This is a genomic window from Caloranaerobacter sp. TR13 (assembly GCF_001316435.1).
Lineage (GTDB): Bacteria > Bacillota > Clostridia > Tissierellales > Thermohalobacteraceae > Caloranaerobacter.
Map to the genome: position 1 here is coordinate 218,532 of NZ_JXLL01000003.1, position 16,182 is coordinate 234,713.

Here is a 16,182-nt window from a genome sequence, read left to right on the forward strand (position 1 = left end):
AAAATTAGTTGACAGGGGACAGTTACCAGTATACCTGTTCTCTGTTCTCTGTCCCCTGTTCCCTGTAAACTTTAACTATTGTACTCTCGCTCCGCTTTTTATCTCGTCTAATACAGTTGCTAAAGTTAATTTCTTACCTTTACTTGCAGCAAGAACCATACCATGCGACTCAATACCTCTTAATTTAATTGGTTTTAAATTAGCTACAAGTATAACATTTTTTCCTACTAAATCTTCTGGATTATAATATTTAGCTATTCCTGAAACAACCTGTCTTTTTTCATCCCCAACTTCAAGCTGTAAAACCAAAAGTTTATCAGCATTAGGATGTTTTTTTGCCTCAATAACTTTTGCCACTCTTAAGTCAATTTTATCAAAATCATCTATCGTAATAAAATTATCTTCATCTATTTCATTAGATAAACTTGCACCTTGTCTTTTATTTAAAAATTCTTCATTTGCTTTATTTAGTCTTTCTAATTCCTTTTTAATATCTAATCTTGGGAACATTGGATTTTCTCTTCTAACTTTTAATCCTGAAGGTAGACTGCCCCATTTACTTATATCATCCCATGATGTTCCCTGTCCATTGTCTAAGCCTAACTGTCTCCAAATAGCATTTGATGTTTTTTCCATAAAAGGTCTTATTAACACAGATATAATTCTAAGTGATTCTGCTAGGTTATAAAGTACTGTATCAAGTCTACCTTTTTTATCTTCTTCTTTAGCTAAAATCCAAGGTGTTGTTTCATCTATATATTTGTTTGTTCTTCCAATGAGCTTCCAAATTTCTTCTAAAGCACTACTAAAGTTTAGTTTATCCATTAATTCTTCAACTTTATAAGGTACTGATGTTGCCAATTCTTTTAGGTCCTCATCATATTCTCCATCTTCTACTGGCTTTGGCATAATTCCACCGTTGTATTTCTCTATCATAGCTACTGTTCTACTAACTAAATTACCAAGATCATTAGCTAAATCAGAATTAATTCTTTGTAAAAACTTTTCCTTAGAGAAAGAACCATCTTGGCCAAATGAAAACTCTCTTAATAAGAAATATTTTAATGCATCTATTCCGTAAAGCTCAATCAAAGGTTCTGGATAAACTACATTTCCTTTAGATTTTGACATTTTCTCATCCTCAAATAATATCCAACCATGACCAAAAACTTTTTTAGGAACATCTATATCTAAAGCCATTAGAATTGCAGGCCAAACAATAGTGTGGAATCTAACAATTTCTTTACCTACTAAATGCACATCAGCAGGCCAGAATTTCTCAAAATCTTCATCATTATCTGTTAAATATCCTAAAGCTGTAATGTAATTACATACTGCATCAAACCAAACATATATTACGTGTTTTTCATCAAATGGAACTTTAATTCCCCAATCAAATGAAGTTCTTGATACACATAAATCTTCAAGTCCTGGCTTTAAGAAATTATTTATCATTTCATTTTTTCTAGATTCAGGCTGTAAAAACTCTGAATTTTCCTCTAAAAGCTTAATTAGTTTATCTTGATATTTTGATAGTTTGAAAAAATAAGCTTCTTCTTTTGTTAATTCAACTTCTCTTCCACAGTCTGGACATTTCCCATCAACAAGTTGACTCTCTGTCCAGAAAGACTCACAAGGAGTACAATAAAGCCCTTCATAGTAACTTTTATATATGTCTCCTTTTTCATATAGCTTTGTAAATATCTTCTGAACTACTTCTTCATGCTGCTTATCTGTAGTTCTAATGAAAATATCATTTGTAATCTCTAAAGTTTTCCACAGTTTCTTAATGTCTTCTACGATTTTATCCACATATTCCTTAGGAGTTATCCCCTTTTCCTTAGCTATTTTGTCAATCTTTTGTCCGTGTTCATCCGTACCAGTAAGAAACTTAACTTCATAACCTGTAAGTCTTTTAAATCTAGCTAATACATCCGCAGCAACAGTTGTATACGTATGCCCTATATGAAGATTATTACTTGGATAATAGATTGGTGTTGTAATATAGAAAGTCTTATTCATAAAATATCTCCTCCCATACTTAATGAATTTTAAATGTTAAATGATAAATAAAAAATCCTTCACCCCTAACAATAGGGACGAAGGATTAACTCGCGTTACCACCCTAATTTACATAAGCCTCACGACTTATGCCTCAGTAGGTTACAATAATAACCTTGTAATTTTAACGGATACAAACCCGTAATAGCCTACTACTATTTCAGCTATTCAACTCAGGGGCCATCTTCAGCTTAACCTCTAACGTCAGTTTCCACCAACCCTGACTCTCTATAGTTAGAATGTTAAACCTACTCTTCCCTTCATAGTTTTTGATATTATATTATGTTTATTTATCAAAAACTATACAAAAAAATACATCTATTTGTCAAGTAATTTTTCCAACTTCAATAACCTATCAAAAAAACATCACTTTGCAAACTATAACTGAGGCAATTACAGCAGCTAAGTGAGATAACAATGCTGCTTTTAAAGTATATCTACCATCTTTGATCCCCACAGCACCAAAATAAACAGCCATAGTATAAAAAATAGTTTCAGCAGAACCCATCATTGTTGACGCTACTCTACCAACAAAAGAATCAGGACCATATGTAGTTATTATGTCTTTTACTATAGCTAGTGAACCACTGCCTGAAATAGGTCTCATTATAATTAAAGGAATTACTTCTTTCGGAATAGATAAAAATTTAGCTAAAGGGCTAAAAATATTTACCATAATATCCATAGCACCAGAACGTTTAAATATACCTATTGCTACAAAAATTGCTATTAGATATGGCATTATTCTAATAGAAGTTTTAAATCCTTCTTTAGCACCATCAACAAAAGCATCGTATAAATCTATACCTTTTAGATATCCATGAATTAATATAATCGATATAATAATTGGTATTATAGAGATAGAAATTAAATTAAATATATAAACCATACTATCAACCTCTTAATTGAAATATTTTAACACTTATTATTCCTACTAATGTAGAAATTGTAGTAGCTATTAAAGAAGTTCCAATAATCTCTGTAGGATTTAACGAGCCTGCATCTGCTCTAATTTTAAGTACTGTGAGTGGAACTAACTGTATTGAAGACATATTTATTACTAAAAACATACACATTGTATTAGAAGCCTTCTTTTTGTCGGTATTAAGCTTATTCATCTCTTCCATAGCCTTAATTCCTAAAGCTGTAGCAGAATTACCTGCTCCGAACATGTTAGTTACCATATTCATGATTATTGCACTTATTGCTGGATGATTTTGCGGAATTTCAGGAAATAAAAGCTTAGTAATAGGCCTTAATATTCTGCTAAATGCATTTATCAGCCCAGACTTGTTCGCAATATTCATAAGTCCAAGCCATACTGCCATAACTCCGGTTAAACTTATTGCAAATTTTACAGCTTCCTGCGTATCTTCTATAACAACTGCATTTATTGAATCTATATTTCCGTTAACAATCGAAACAATTATTCCAATAAAAATCAGGAAAAACCATATATAGTTTATCAACGTTATCCCTCCTCTTTTCTATCAAATTATATGCCTTGAAAAAATAATATATTTCAAAAAAGCAGAATAGAACTCGTATAAAACGAGTTCTATATATTTATATCTAAACGGAGGACTTTATTCAGTTATTTGTATATTAACTATCGTCTATCGAAAAGCGAAAAGCAAACAACAAATAGCCAATTATAATAGTTGTTCAATATATTTTAATGCAGCTTGTTTATTAGCACTTATCTTGCCATAATATATTGCTTTCCTCACTTCTTCTAGTAAATCACCAACTAATACATCTTTACCTAAATCAAATTTTTGCATAATCTCTTTTCCTGTTATAATATTAGATATCTTTTCTATTTCTTTATATCTTGTTAGATAATTATTAGCCATATATTCTATATGAACCTTGAATTTACCCATTTCTTCTTCTGGGAACAGTAACTTTCTTGTTGCTATAATATCTGATAAAGATATAAGTAAAATATCTAAAGTATCTTCTTTTAATTCTGAAAATATTCCATATAAGGCCTTCCCACTTACATCATTATTTTTATATAAAACTAGCGGAAGCATATGTTTTGCAACCATTTTATAAAGTAAATCTCTTTCTTTTATACTTAATTTAAGTCTTTCTGCAATTTTTTTAACTATTTCTGCTCCTGTTATTTCATGTCCTTTAAATCTTATCCTTCCTGTTTCATCAACTTTCTTAGCAGATGGCTTCCCTATATCATGAAAAAATGCCCCTAATTTTATTAAATCTAATCTTGTATGTCCTGATGCGACTATTTTTTTAGTATGCTCCTCATATGCCTTTCTTACATGATCTTCAAAATAACCATTTGCATAAATAATATCTTCTGCTACTTTAAGTGTATATATTGAATGAGTTAAAGAATCAACCACATGATACTTACATTTTCCTATCTCTCTCATTGGTTCTATTTCTGGAAAAATTTCTTCTAAAATATTTAATGTTCTATCCATATAGTTAAAATAGTAATAAGTTCTTCTATACTTTAATAACTTAAATAACTCATGTGTTATCCTCTCACCAGGCATGTTTTTAATTTTATCTTTATTTTTCTTTATAAGCCTTTTTGTAGTGTCATCTAGTTCAAACTCAAGCTGTGACATAAATCTAACTGCTCTTAACATCCTAATAGGGTCTTCTTCAAAAATCTTTTCATTAATATATCTAATAATGCCTTTATTTAAATCATCAAGTCCATTTGATACATCTATAATATTTTCTTTAGAAATTATTTCTTTTTCTATTTTATCTATATCAATTGCTAAGCTATTTATAGTAAAATCTCTATTTAATAGATCTTCTTTTATGTCTTCACCTTTCAATTGGCTTAAATCTACTGTAATGTTCCTTTTATTATTGATAACTCTATAAAATTTATGTCTACCGCCTAAAGTAATAAGCTTTCCATTTATAGATTCGGCAAAATCTTTAGCTACATCTTCCACATTCCCTTTAACAACAAAATCAATATCCTCATTGGGCTTATCAAGTAAATAATCCCTTATATAACCACCTACAAGATATATTTTGACATTTTTTTTATTTCCTATTTCCTTCAATTTAGGAAGGATTAAATCCAATTAAATCAACCCCTCAAAAGCAATATCTTTAGTATTCTTTATTATAATTATATACCATTTGAAATATTAAATCACTAATGGATTATAAAACAATTATTTAATATTTATATTGCTTTAAATTTCCATTAACATTAATCGACGTAATTTTTGTTAATTTAATTAATAATCAAAAAAATTATTTCAGACTGTTAATAAACTCATTTTTATCATATATATGAAAACAGAAGCAAATGCTTAAAAAATTTAATTTTTTTAATCAAAAATACTAATAAATATATTAATTTTTGGAAATTTTAAATTTTATGTTGACTTTTATTGGTATATCTGGTACTATTTCTTTGTAGGAAGTTGTCGAATTATGACTAATATTAGGAGGGGAATTTTATGAAATCAACTGGTATCGTTAGAAAAGTGGACGAGCTAGGAAGAATCGTTATACCAAAAGAATTAAGAACTACTTTTGAAATTGGAGAAAAAGACTCACTAGAAATCTATGTAGATGGTGAACATATAATCTTAAAAAAATACGCACCAGCATGCATTTTCTGTGGACAAGCTAAAGACGTACAAGTATTCAAAGGTAAAAACATCTGCCCAAGCTGTCTTGAAGAACTAAAAAAATAATAATACATAAAAGCAGCTATTAAGCTGCTTTTATTCTTTATTCTCATCTAAGCTATTTAAATCTTCTAGTAATTTATCTAAGTCTACATGATGAACTCTTGAAGCTACTTCAATAGACTCATTGTAAACTGCATTACATGAATTACAGTACAAACCATACTTTTTTAATACTTCAAGAACCTTTTCATTTTTTTTAATAATATCAAAAATGATCATATCTTTAGTAATCTTCATCTTCCCACACCCCTATTCTTATTTAAAACTTTATAGATAAACTTTCTTTATAAACATCTCTCTTAGGTATATTTCTTTCTTTTGCCACTATTTTAATTGCATCTTTCTTATTAAAGCCCTTATTTATATAAAACAATATATGTTCTTTTACCGTCATGTCAGCCCACCAATTGTCGTCAAATTCATCATCTTCCATTTGTGCTCCCTCTATTACCAAAACAAATTCACCTTTTATACCATCTTTTTGGAATTTATCGATTGCCTCGTTTATGGTACCTCTAAAAATTTCTTCATACTTCTTTGTAAGTTCTCTCGCAACTGCAATTTTTCTATCTCCTAATATTTCTTTCATATCCTTTAAGGAACTTATAAGCCTATGTGGAGATTCATAAAAAATAATAGTTCTATCTTCTGTTTTAATTTTATTAAGCCTTCCCCTTCTTTCCTTTTTATTAGAAGATAAGAAGCCCTCGAAAACAAATTTTCTTGTAGAAAGACCTGAAACTACTAAAGCTAATAAAGAAGCACTAGGGCCCGGTAAACCAACTACATTTATATCATTTTCAATTGCAAGCTTTATCAAATCCTCTCCAGGATCTGATATGCCTGGCATTCCAGCATCAGAAACTAAAGCTATATTTTCTCCTGCTAAAAGTTTATCAACTAAAAATTTCCCCTTTTGCTTTATATTATGCTCATGATAACTTGTTAGTGGCTTTTTTATGTCATAATGATTTAATAGTTTTAAAGTATGTCTAGTATCTTCAGCTGCTATTAAATCTACACTTTTCAATATATTAAGAACCCTAACTGTAATATCATCTAAATTGCCAATCGGGGTAGGACATATATATAATATACCCTTATTCAATCTCCTTCCCCCTCTCTATACCATAAATTTCATAAATTTCTTCTGTATAACTTCCATCTTCATTGTATACATAAAGTGGTTTTAAAAATTTTAAATCAGGTTTAGAGGCTTTTATACTCTTTATCAAAATTAGATTAGGTCTTTCTCCAACTTTAGGATGAACAAATCGTAAGCTTTTAGGTTCAAGTTTATATTTCCTTAATAAGCATAATATATCAACGATTCTATGTGGTCTATGAACTAAGAAAAACCTACCATTGTGTCTTAGTAGCCTACTCGATACCCTTATAACATCCTCAAGCGTGCACATTATTTCATGTCTTGAAATAGCCTTTTTGTCTTCAGGATTAATAGCCCCACTACCTGAAATCATATAAGGTGGGTTACTAGTTACTACATCATACTTATTAATACCAAGAGTCTCAGGAGCTTCTTTTAAGTCAATATTTACTATTTCTATGGACTTTTCAAGCTCATTCATAAAAACTGATCTTTTAGCCATTTGAGCAACATCTTTTTGAATTTCTACTCCATATATCTTTTTTACTTTATTTTTGGCCCATAACAATAATGGAATTATACCTGTTCCTGTACCTAAATCTACTATCTCTGAATTATCTTTTATATCGCAAAAATTTGCTAATAATACAGCATCCATACCAAAACAAAACCCTTTAGTATTTTGTATAATTTTTAATCCTTCACACTGCAAATCATCTATTCTCTCGTTTTCTTTTAAATCTACTTTCCTCATTTGTCACTCTCCTACTGCTTTCTTACTATATATTATAGCATTTTATATAACTTCCTAAAATAAAAAGAAAGACCCTAATTGGGCCTTTCTTATGTATTTATAATTATTCTTGTACTGGTGCATCTACTGGACATACATTTGCGCAAGCACCGCACTCGATGCAACCCTCTGCATCAATTACATATTTATCTTCTCCTGGACTAATAACATTTACAGGACATTCTGGTTCGCATGCTCCACAACTGATGCAAGCATCTGTAATTTTGTAAGCCATCAGGTTCACCTCCTTCTGGATATAACACTATAAGTAGTGTTCTCCTTTATTTTAACATTTATTATTGTTTTATAAAAGTATTTTTATTGTTTTTAACATACAATAACAAGCTTAATAATTAGTAATTTTTAAACTTCTTTATCTTCTTCATCCTCATTTACAACCTTAATTTCATCAACTATGAATGGAATTATTTCTTCTGTGTCCCCTTGCTTAACCTTAACTTTTACTAATTCTAGTAATGTATTAGTTTCTATAACTATACCATTTCCCTTTGGAGTAACAACAAGAGCTCCAATTTGAGGCAGTTTTTTTAATGATTTTTCATAAGTTTCATGCTCATATTTTAAACAACACATAAGTCTACCACAAATTCCTGAAATCTTAGTTGGATTTAATGATAAATTCTGTTCTTTTGCCATTTTTATAGAAACAGGTTCAAACTCACCTAGAAAACTAGCACAACACATAGCCCTTCCACAAGGACCAAGACCTCCCATCATTTTAGCCTCATCTCTTACACCAATTTGCCTCAACTCAATTCTAGTTCTAAACACTGAAGCTAAATCTCTTACAAGTTCTCTAAAATCAACTCTACCATCAGCTGTAAAATAAAATATCACCTTATTATTGTCAAATGTGTATTCAACGTCTATTAATTTCATTTCTAAACCATGTTCTTCTATTTTCTTTAAACATATATCAAAAGCAATATTTTCTTTTTCTTTATTTTCATAATGTTTTTCTATGTCTTCTTCAGTTGCTATTCTTATTACAGGCTTTAAAGGCGAAACTATTTCTTCTTCGCTCACCTCTTTTGGACCTACTACAACTTGACCAAACTCTATACCTCTAACTGTTTCAACAATTACATAATCATTTTTGTTAATTTCTAATCCAACCGGATCAAAATAATATATCTTACCAGCCTTTTTAAATCTAACTCCAACTACAGTAACCATAAATAATTATACCTCCTGCTGTACTTTTAGAAGCATAACTTCAATAGCCAGCTGAAAATTAACATTAGAAGTTATATCTTCTTTAGTTTTTTCAATATTTTCTATTATATCACTTACTTTTTCAATTGATAAGGTATTACTATGCTTATATATAAGCTCTATTTTATCTTTATTCATTATGAATCTAGTATCTCCTGCTACTTTAATAATCATAATATCTCTAAACCAAATTGTTAATAAATCTAATATATCTTCTATATTATCTTTGTTCTCAACAAAAGTTTGACTTAAACTAAATATTCTAAATTTATCTGAGTAAATAATATCATCTATAGCAAAAATAATATCATCCCTTAGTTTTCTAAATTCCTCAGATTGTATTAATTTAACAGCTTTTCCTACTATCCCATTTGAAAATGAAGCTATAAAACTTGCTTCTTCCTTAGAACAGCCGTACTTATCCACCAACAGTTTTTCAATTTTTTCGTTTTCCACATATGAAAATTTTATTCCTTGACATCTAGAAACTATAGTAGGCAAAAGGCTTCTACTCTTATCAGTTATAAGTATAATAACTGCATATTCAGGCGGCTCTTCTAAAGTCTTAAGAAAACTGTTTTGTGCCTCTGCAGTCATTTTATATGCATCTTCTATAACATATACTCTTCTCATACCTTCATAGGGCAACATTCTAATAGAATGTAATAACTTTTCTATTTGTTCTCTTTTTATGGAGTTACCTTCAGGGTTTATTATATCAAAATCCGGATGATTACCTGAATCAAATTTAAGACATGAATGGCACTTATTGCATGGCTCTATGCCTTTTTCCTCACACAATAAAGTTTTAGCAAAAACCATTGCCAGCTTTTTTTTACCCATAGATTTAGGTCCTTCAAAAATATAGCTATGAGCTATACTATCATTTTTTATTGCATTTTGAAGCTTTAAAATATTTTGTTCATGACCAATTATATCATTAAAATCCATGCTTTATCCTCCAGCTATAGATAAATATCCAATATAAGTCCTCTAATATCATCAAGTCTTTTTAATATATTTAAATTATTCTTTTCCTTTTTCAACACATCTTCTGTTAACTTTTCAAGTTCTTTATCTACTTTCTTTATTATAGCATAAATCCTATGTCTTCCTCTTCTATCAAGGAAACCATTTTTGCTAAACTTAACCATAGATTCTAAAGCTTCTTGCATAAATTGTGAAACTAATTTTTTATAAGCTATTAACTCGCCTATATCTATCTTTTTAGATAATTTCTCTGCCTGCTTGTCTATTTGCTTTAGCAATAAATCTAATCTTTCTCTTTTATTTAGCCCTTCCATCACCCTTAGAGATTGACTAAATTTTATTTTATTAACATCAGTTTTATTACTAACTTCATTAATTTTATTAAGCGTTTTGCTGTTTTTACTAGATATATCACTTATTTTCATAAATAATCCTCCTATACCTTTTCAAAACGGTCTACATCAACTACAAATATTGTTGCACCACCCACTTGAACCTCAACAGGATATGGCACGTAAACTCCTGGAGATAGTGTTGTAAGTGAAGGAGATGTTGTAACTTGCTTTCTTGACTGACAAAGCTCCTCTATGATTCTAATAACTTCATCAACCTTTTCTTTTTCAACACCTATCAACAATGTAGTATTACCAGATTTTAAAAAGCCACCTGTAGATGCTAGTTTAGTAACACCATAGTTATTTTTCATAAGAACATCTATTAAATTAGGAGCATCTTCATCCTGAACTATTGCTATAATAAGTTTCATTTTAGCACCTCCTTTTCGTTTAATTCTAACAATCTATCGATTACACTTTTTACCTGTTTAAATGTGTTTTCAATATCGTAAGCTGCATTAATTACTTCTATCCGATGTGAATATATTTCTTTGATTTTCATATATCCTTCATATACTTTTCTATGGAATTCTATATTCTCCTTATCAAGTCTATCTTTTGTAGTTCTATTTCCTATTCTCTTTAAAGCAGTATCTATATCTATATCAAAAAATAAAGTAACATCGGGCTTAAGCCCTTCTGTTGCAAAATCATTTATTTCTTTAATTTTTTCAATCCCTAATCCTCTAGCAAAACCTTGATAAACTAAACTAGAATCTACAAATCTATCACATATGACTATTTTTCCTTCTTTTAAAGCTGGTAGAATAGTTTCATATACATGTTGTGCCCTAGATGCTGCATAGAGTAAAGCTTCTGTATACGGTGACATATCTGTATTAGATGTATCTAAAATAATTTTTCTAATATCTTCGCTAATTCTAGTTCCTCCAGGCTCCCTAGTTACTACTACATTATAACCTTTGTCTTTTAAATATTCTTCTAGTAGCCTTATTTGTGTACTCTTGCCTGATCCATCTGGACCTTCTACTGTAATAAATATTCCCTTCATTTATACCATCCTTTACTTTATAATTTTTATTTCATTTGAGTCTTTACTAAGACCTAAAATAGGTATTTTTATTGTCTTTAAATAATTAATATATTTCACTATCTCATCTGTAATTTCTTCTCCCGGACATAATATCGGTATCCCTGGTGGATAAGGTATAATAAAGTTAGCTGATATCTTACCAATACTTTTAGTAATTTCAACATACTTTACTTCATTATAAAAAGCATCATAAATAGAAATTCTTGTTTTTGGTTTAATATATTCATAATCTACTTTGTCCACTTTATCTATCCTATAAACTTCTTTTCTTGCTATATCCTCAATTGCTAATGCCAATTTCTCTAAGTCTTCATATTCATCAAAAACTGTAGCCAGTGCTAATACATAATAAATGTCTGACATCTCTACCTGTATATCATAATCTCTACTTAGAATTTCCTCGAGTCTACTTCCATTAATATTTATACCCGTAAGATTGATCAATATCTTAGTTATGTCAAAATCAAAACATACTTTCTTATCTCTACCGTTAAAAATTTTAACTCCCTTAATGTTATTCATAAGAGACGTAACTTTCTCTATATTTTGTATTAAAGTATTAAGTTTCTGCTGTCCTTCCTTAGCCATATAAGCTCTAGCAAAATCAAGTGAAGACATCAGAATATAAGAAGGGCTTGTAGTCATATGAATTGACAGCATAGTTTCTAATCTTTCTAAATCAACTCTGCTGCTACATACATGAATCATAGATGATTGTGTAAATGCAGGCAAAGTCTTATGTGTACTTTGTAAAACTATATCTGCACCAGACTCAATAGCAGATTTAGGAAGTTTATTGCTAAAAATAAGATGACTTCCATGTGCTTCATCTACTATTAGAACCTTATTATGTTTATGTACTATTTTAGCTATGCTCTCTACATCACTACATACACCATAATATGAAGGATTTGTTATAACAACAGCTTTAATGTCACCGTGTTTTGAAAGTGCTTTCTCTATATCATCAGGATTTATATCAGTAACTATATTGTACTCATTATTATAGTTAGGATATATATATATTGGATTTAATTTTCCTAATATTATAGCATTATATACAGATTTGTGACAGTTTCTTTGGATTAAAATTTTATCGCCCGGTTTTGTAGATGACATTATTGCTGCATAAATACCTGCAGTAGTACCATTAACTGAATAATAAGTTCTTTTTGTCTTGAATGTTTTAGAAGCTAACTTAAGACTCTCTAGTATTATTGAACTAGGGGAGTGTAAATTATCTGTTCCTTCAATCTCAGTAACGTCTATTTGAGGAATTAAATTTACCCAATCTATCAAAGCTTCTTTACCTTTATGCCCTGGCATATGAAACCTAATTTTATTTTTATTAATATAATTATTTAGACCTTCTATAATAGGCACTCTCATAAAGCTCCTCCTAAAAAATCGTCATTAGTCTCTCTTTTATAAATATTATAATCTAACATATACAAAACAAAAAGACATGGAATAAAACCATGTCAATAAAGCTTAACTTACATCTACTAAATATTCTATCCAAATATGTTTAATCATCGTCTTGTAATATTCATACTTTATATCTTTAATATTTATGCTAATAATATCATCTTCACATTCCTTGCATATATGTACTCCTAATAAATCTATACCATTATAATCTAGTTTATTACACATTTTACATATTTTTAGGTCCATTTTACCATCCCCTTAAATAATTATTAACTAGATTTTTTCCCTTTTTTAATATTTTATTCGTAAAGCATGCCCAAAGTTCGCTGTTAACTTGTATTATTTAATTTACATAACATAAAATATCATTTATTACCTTATTCTAACAAAATCATTGTTTCATAAAAACTAATAGGTGTTATAATAGAAATAGCATAATTGGTATAATTTGAGGGGTGATACAATGGATTTTAACCTAAATGAATTTTTACTAGCTGTATCATGGGCGTTAGATTTCGTTGAAACAGATATACTTGGAATACCATTGAATCATTCAAAAAGAGTTGCATACATATCTTTAAGAATGGCTGAAGAAATAGGAATGCATCCAGAAGAAATTTTCGATTTAGTGTCTCTAGCTCTTCTACACGATAATAGTATAAGCGAAAAAGCTATACATGATACTTTGCAAAATAAAAACGTTGATATATTAAATAGTATTGAAAGTTGTAGGAATCATTGTATTGTATCTGAAGAAAATTTAAAAAATTATCCGTTCTTGACTAATGTTGAAGGTGTAATTTTATATCATCATGAAAATTACGATGGAAGCGGTTTTTTTGGCAAAAAAGGAGATAGTATTCCTTTAATGTCTCAAATAATTTCTTTAGCCGATACATTAGATTTAAGATTTGATTTAAAAAACTCATATTTAAAAAATAGAAATAAAATAATATCTTTTGTGAAGGCTAATGAAAATAAACTATTCTCTAGTAAGTTAGTTGATATATTTCTGAAAGTTAGTAAGAACACTAGTTTTTGGCTAGATTTAAAAGATGAATACGTAATTAGAGTATTAAAATCTAATGTACCTTCTTTTAGTAAAAATTTAAGTCTAGAAAAAATACATGATATAACAAAAGTTTTTTCAAAAATTATAGACTCTAAATCTAAATTTACACTTAAACATTCATATGGGTTAAGCTTAAAAGCATCTGAAATGTGTGATTATTATAATAAAGATAAAGAAGAAAAACTAAAATTAATTATTGCTGCAGATTTGCATGACTTAGGAAAATTAGCAATACCTAATTCTATATTAGATAAGGATGGTAAATTAACAGAAAAAGAATTTGATATAATAAGAACTCACACTTATTATACTAGAATAGTTTTAAGTGAAATAAGTGGTTTTGAAGAGATTACTGAATGGGCAGCAAATCACCATGAAAAATTAGATGGATCAGGGTATCCTTTTGGAAAAAATAATAAACAACTAGATTTTAACTCAAGACTTATGGCCTGTTTGGATATTTATCAAGCACTCACTGAAGAAAGGCCTTATCGTAAACCAATGCCTCACTATAAAGCTATAGAAATTTTAAGACAAATAGCAGATAATGGAGCTATTGATAGCATGATAGTAAATGATATTAATAAAGTTTTTTCTAAATAATACTTTTTAATTTGCAGTATATTTGTAATTAAAATGCCTTAAATACAAAAACTTGACAATTTATTAATGAATAATTATATTAGTATTTGGGTAGTATTACCCCAGATAGGTTTATAGGTGTTAATAAATTTTATTCTTTTTCAATACCTAATAACCAATTTACACTAACACCTAAAAGTTTAGAAAAAGCTACTAATTCATAGTCGGTAACTATTCTTTTACATTGTTCTATTTTTGATATACTAGCTCTATCGATATGAATATCCATAGTTTGTAGTTTTATTGAAACCTGCTGTTGGGTTAAATTGTTTTTTAAACGTGCTATTTTCAATCTTTTACCAATTAAATTTTTTTCTTGTTTATCATTTATTAGTTTCATACACAATATTCACCACCTTACTTTAAGAATATTTCATTTTTTTAAAAATTACGTTCTAATAAAGAACAAAGGGGAAAAATAGGTCTATTGGGGGATACAAAATGATAGAAGAAATTATTTTATTATTATATGAAGATGGAGAAATATTATTCTGTAGTTCAGAAAAATCTGAATTCTATAAGTCTCTAGTGGTGAATTCTGATATTTTAAAACTAAATAAAAAAAATAACCTTAATAAATTAGAATATAAAGGTCATATGATAAAAAGCCAAAAAGTATTTCATAATGACAATATATTTTATTTAATCTCCATCACTACCAGTCCATTTAATATAAATTATTATAGAGAACTTGCATATATAGATTCTTTTACTAATTTGCATAATAGGAATTTTTGGGAACACTTTAAAGAAGGAATTTTAAACTTTCCTGATTATGAAACATATGGAGTAATAATAATAGATATGGATAACTTGAAATATATAAATGATAATTGGGGTCATAAATCAGGAGATAAAGCTATAAAAATAGTGTCTCAATCGATTAAAGAATCTATAAGAAAAAAAGATATACCAATAAGATATGGTGGAGATGAATTTATAATTATAGTTCCTAATGTAGGAAATAATGTAATGAAAAAAATAATCAATAGAATTGAACATAATATTGCACTAAAAAGCAAAAAACTTCCTTTTAAAATAAGTGTTAGCTTTGGCTTCTCTAATACAAATAATATCAATAATTTACAATCAGCTTTTGAAAAAGCAGACTATTTTATGTATAAAAGAAAAACATTAAAATTTAATAAAAACAAAAGGATCTATTTAAAAAGCTGAGGATAAAATCTCCTCAGCTTTCTATATCACTAAAAACCTTACTACCTAAAGCATTTAATAACCTTTCACCTGGTTTAAATATAAATCTATATCTTTTACCTTCCTTTTCAAATTCGCCAAAATAGAATTTATCATATTCCTTGTCACAAATAAATTTATAAGTATAAGCAATATTTTCATCATCTTTTAACTCTCTATAAGGTTTTATAGTTTCTATATCCTCCATAGGGATCCTCAAAATTAAATTATTTTTCTTACCAACACTTTTTTCAAACAAAAGCTCATCATCTATTAAAATATAAGTATAGCATTCAAGTAACTTTTTTATTATAAATATACAAACGCCTATAGAAAGTATTAATATAATAATACTAGCAATTCCTGCATATTTTTCACCTAATCTATTACATAATGTTATGAGTGAATTCACACCTATTACTGAAATTAATATTATTAAAATAACTTCCCAAAATGGCTTCAGTTGTTTTGTTGTCACCTCTTTTACGACATTTCTCACAACTAT

Annotated in this window: 20 protein-coding genes and 1 other annotated feature; of the genes, 3 read left to right on the plus strand and 17 right to left on the minus strand. The window is 28.6% G+C overall.

What is annotated here, in order from left to right; genetic code table 11:
- Positions 1 to 75: 75 nt before the first annotated feature.
- The 4 genes from metG to TR13x_RS05380 form a co-directional block, all read right to left on the minus strand.
- A complete protein-coding gene (gene metG, locus TR13x_RS05365; RefSeq protein ID WP_054870872.1) occupies positions 76 to 2,022 on the minus strand; it encodes a methionine--tRNA ligase in 1,947 nt (648 codons plus the stop codon).
- 70 nt (positions 2,023 to 2,092) lie between these two features.
- Positions 2,093 to 2,334 (minus strand) — a binding site (T-box leader).
- Positions 2,335 to 2,416: 82 nt separating this feature from the next.
- Positions 2,417 to 2,950, minus strand: coding sequence for a spore maturation protein (locus TR13x_RS05370; RefSeq protein ID WP_054870873.1), 534 nt, complete (start codon positions 2,948 to 2,950; stop codon positions 2,417 to 2,419).
- Positions 2,951 to 2,954: 4 nt separating this feature from the next.
- Positions 2,955 to 3,530 carry a nucleoside recognition domain-containing protein gene (locus TR13x_RS05375; RefSeq protein WP_082394799.1) on the minus strand — a complete coding sequence of 192 codons (576 nt, stop codon included), beginning with the start codon at positions 3,528 to 3,530 and terminating at the stop codon, positions 2,955 to 2,957.
- A 183-nt stretch (positions 3,531 to 3,713) separates the two neighbouring features.
- A complete protein-coding gene (locus TR13x_RS05380; protein ID WP_054870875.1) occupies positions 3,714 to 5,141 on the minus strand; it encodes an HD domain-containing protein in 1,428 nt (475 codons plus the stop codon).
- Between the two features lie 384 nt (positions 5,142 to 5,525).
- On the opposite strand from TR13x_RS05380, the gene TR13x_RS05385 reads away from it, so the two are divergent.
- Positions 5,526 to 5,765 (plus strand): AbrB/MazE/SpoVT family DNA-binding domain-containing protein, encoded by a 240-nt coding sequence (locus TR13x_RS05385; protein ID WP_054870876.1) that lies wholly within the window; start codon positions 5,526 to 5,528, stop codon positions 5,763 to 5,765.
- Positions 5,766 to 5,795: 30 nt separating this feature from the next.
- Here the strand turns inward: TR13x_RS05385 and TR13x_RS05390 are convergent, their stop codons facing one another.
- The 11 genes from TR13x_RS05390 to TR13x_RS05440 form a co-directional block, all read right to left on the minus strand.
- A complete protein-coding gene (locus TR13x_RS05390) occupies positions 5,796 to 5,999 on the minus strand; it encodes a DUF1858 domain-containing protein (protein ID WP_054870877.1) in 204 nt (67 codons plus the stop codon).
- A gap of 22 nt (positions 6,000 to 6,021) precedes the next feature.
- Positions 6,022 to 6,870: a 16S rRNA (cytidine(1402)-2'-O)-methyltransferase gene (gene rsmI / locus TR13x_RS05395; protein ID WP_054870878.1), complete on the minus strand. Its 849-nt coding sequence runs from the start codon at positions 6,868 to 6,870 to the stop codon at positions 6,022 to 6,024.
- Positions 6,863 to 7,624, minus strand: a complete 762-nt coding sequence (locus TR13x_RS05400) for a tRNA1(Val) (adenine(37)-N6)-methyltransferase (protein WP_054870879.1) — start codon at positions 7,622 to 7,624, stop codon at positions 6,863 to 6,865. The genes rsmI and TR13x_RS05400 overlap by 8 nt, the downstream gene beginning before the upstream one ends.
- A 103-nt stretch (positions 7,625 to 7,727) precedes the next feature.
- Positions 7,728 to 7,898 carry a DUF362 domain-containing protein gene (locus tag TR13x_RS05405; RefSeq protein WP_054870880.1) on the minus strand — a complete coding sequence of 57 codons (171 nt, stop codon included), beginning with the start codon at positions 7,896 to 7,898 and terminating at the stop codon, positions 7,728 to 7,730.
- Between the two features lie 128 nt (positions 7,899 to 8,026).
- A complete protein-coding gene (locus tag TR13x_RS05410; RefSeq protein WP_054870881.1) occupies positions 8,027 to 8,860 on the minus strand; it encodes a stage 0 sporulation family protein in 834 nt (277 codons plus the stop codon).
- 6 nt (positions 8,861 to 8,866) lie between these two features.
- Positions 8,867 to 9,850: a DNA polymerase III subunit delta' gene (gene holB / locus TR13x_RS05415; protein ID WP_054870882.1), complete on the minus strand. Its 984-nt coding sequence runs from the start codon at positions 9,848 to 9,850 to the stop codon at positions 8,867 to 8,869.
- 14 nt (positions 9,851 to 9,864) lie between these two features.
- Positions 9,865 to 10,314 carry a YaaR family protein gene (locus TR13x_RS05420; RefSeq protein WP_054870883.1) on the minus strand — a complete coding sequence of 150 codons (450 nt, stop codon included), beginning with the start codon at positions 10,312 to 10,314 and terminating at the stop codon, positions 9,865 to 9,867.
- A gap of 11 nt (positions 10,315 to 10,325) precedes the next feature.
- On the minus strand, positions 10,326 to 10,655 hold the full coding sequence (locus TR13x_RS05425; RefSeq protein ID WP_054870884.1) for a cyclic-di-AMP receptor: 330 nt from the start codon (positions 10,653 to 10,655) through the stop codon (positions 10,326 to 10,328).
- The gene (tmk, locus tag TR13x_RS05430; RefSeq protein ID WP_054870885.1) at positions 10,652 to 11,296 is read right to left on the minus strand and encodes a dTMP kinase; all 645 of its coding nucleotides are present in this window, start codon (positions 11,294 to 11,296) and stop codon (positions 10,652 to 10,654) included. Before tmk ends, TR13x_RS05425 begins: the two co-directional genes overlap by 4 nt.
- Positions 11,297 to 11,308: 12 nt before the next feature.
- Positions 11,309 to 12,727: an aminotransferase class I/II-fold pyridoxal phosphate-dependent enzyme gene (locus TR13x_RS05435; protein ID WP_054870886.1), complete on the minus strand. Its 1,419-nt coding sequence runs from the start codon at positions 12,725 to 12,727 to the stop codon at positions 11,309 to 11,311.
- A gap of 102 nt (positions 12,728 to 12,829) precedes the next feature.
- Positions 12,830 to 13,015 (minus strand): sigma factor G inhibitor Gin, encoded by a 186-nt coding sequence (locus tag TR13x_RS05440; RefSeq protein ID WP_054870887.1) that lies wholly within the window; start codon positions 13,013 to 13,015, stop codon positions 12,830 to 12,832.
- 217 nt (positions 13,016 to 13,232) lie between these two features.
- On the opposite strand from TR13x_RS05440, the gene TR13x_RS05445 reads away from it, so the two are divergent.
- Positions 13,233 to 14,444, plus strand: a complete 1,212-nt coding sequence (locus tag TR13x_RS05445; protein ID WP_054870888.1) for an HD-GYP domain-containing protein — start codon at positions 13,233 to 13,235, stop codon at positions 14,442 to 14,444.
- A 130-nt stretch (positions 14,445 to 14,574) separates the two neighbouring features.
- Here TR13x_RS05445 and TR13x_RS05450 read toward each other — a convergent pair whose 3' ends face one another.
- Positions 14,575 to 14,823: a helix-turn-helix domain-containing protein gene (locus tag TR13x_RS05450; RefSeq protein WP_054870925.1), complete on the minus strand. Its 249-nt coding sequence runs from the start codon at positions 14,821 to 14,823 to the stop codon at positions 14,575 to 14,577.
- A gap of 101 nt (positions 14,824 to 14,924) precedes the next feature.
- On the opposite strand from TR13x_RS05450, the gene TR13x_RS05455 reads away from it, so the two are divergent.
- Positions 14,925 to 15,659 (plus strand): diguanylate cyclase, encoded by a 735-nt coding sequence (locus tag TR13x_RS05455; RefSeq protein ID WP_054870889.1) that lies wholly within the window; start codon positions 14,925 to 14,927, stop codon positions 15,657 to 15,659.
- Between the two features lie 13 nt (positions 15,660 to 15,672).
- On the opposite strand, the gene TR13x_RS05460 is transcribed toward TR13x_RS05455, so the two are convergent.
- Entirely contained in the window at positions 15,673 to 16,176 is a 504-nt protein-coding gene (locus TR13x_RS05460; RefSeq protein ID WP_054870890.1) for a hypothetical protein, read from the minus strand.
- Positions 16,177 to 16,182: the final 6 nt, after the last annotated feature.

Excerpts from the sequence above, each read along its gene's own strand:
- metG (WP_054870872.1), bottom strand. The coding sequence starts at position 2,022 with ATGAATAAGACTTTCTATATTACAACACCAATCTATTATCCAAGTAAT.
- TR13x_RS05370 (WP_054870873.1), bottom strand. The coding sequence starts at position 2,950 with ATGGTTTATATATTTAATTTAATTTCTATCTCTATAATACCAATTATT.
- TR13x_RS05385 (WP_054870876.1), top strand. The coding sequence starts at position 5,526 with ATGAAATCAACTGGTATCGTTAGAAAAGTGGACGAGCTAGGAAGAATC.
- TR13x_RS05390 (WP_054870877.1), bottom strand. The coding sequence starts at position 5,999 with ATGAAGATTACTAAAGATATGATCATTTTTGATATTATTAAAAAAAAT.
- TR13x_RS05400 (WP_054870879.1), bottom strand. The coding sequence starts at position 7,624 with ATGAGGAAAGTAGATTTAAAAGAAAACGAGAGAATAGATGATTTGCAG.
- TR13x_RS05405 (WP_054870880.1), bottom strand. The coding sequence starts at position 7,898 with ATGGCTTACAAAATTACAGATGCTTGCATCAGTTGTGGAGCATGCGAA.
- TR13x_RS05410 (WP_054870881.1), bottom strand. The coding sequence starts at position 8,860 with ATGGTTACTGTAGTTGGAGTTAGATTTAAAAAGGCTGGTAAGATATAT.
- holB (WP_054870882.1), bottom strand. The coding sequence starts at position 9,850 with ATGGATTTTAATGATATAATTGGTCATGAACAAAATATTTTAAAGCTT.
- TR13x_RS05420 (WP_054870883.1), bottom strand. The coding sequence starts at position 10,314 with ATGAAAATAAGTGATATATCTAGTAAAAACAGCAAAACGCTTAATAAA.
- TR13x_RS05425 (WP_054870884.1), bottom strand. The coding sequence starts at position 10,655 with ATGAAACTTATTATAGCAATAGTTCAGGATGAAGATGCTCCTAATTTA.
- tmk (WP_054870885.1), bottom strand. The coding sequence starts at position 11,296 with ATGAAGGGAATATTTATTACAGTAGAAGGTCCAGATGGATCAGGCAAG.
- TR13x_RS05435 (WP_054870886.1), bottom strand. The coding sequence starts at position 12,727 with ATGAGAGTGCCTATTATAGAAGGTCTAAATAATTATATTAATAAAAAT.
- TR13x_RS05440 (WP_054870887.1), bottom strand. The coding sequence starts at position 13,015 with ATGGACCTAAAAATATGTAAAATGTGTAATAAACTAGATTATAATGGT.
- TR13x_RS05445 (WP_054870888.1), top strand. The coding sequence starts at position 13,233 with ATGGATTTTAACCTAAATGAATTTTTACTAGCTGTATCATGGGCGTTA.
- TR13x_RS05450 (WP_054870925.1), bottom strand. The coding sequence starts at position 14,823 with ATGAAACTAATAAATGATAAACAAGAAAAAAATTTAATTGGTAAAAGA.
- TR13x_RS05455 (WP_054870889.1), top strand. The coding sequence starts at position 14,925 with ATGATAGAAGAAATTATTTTATTATTATATGAAGATGGAGAAATATTA.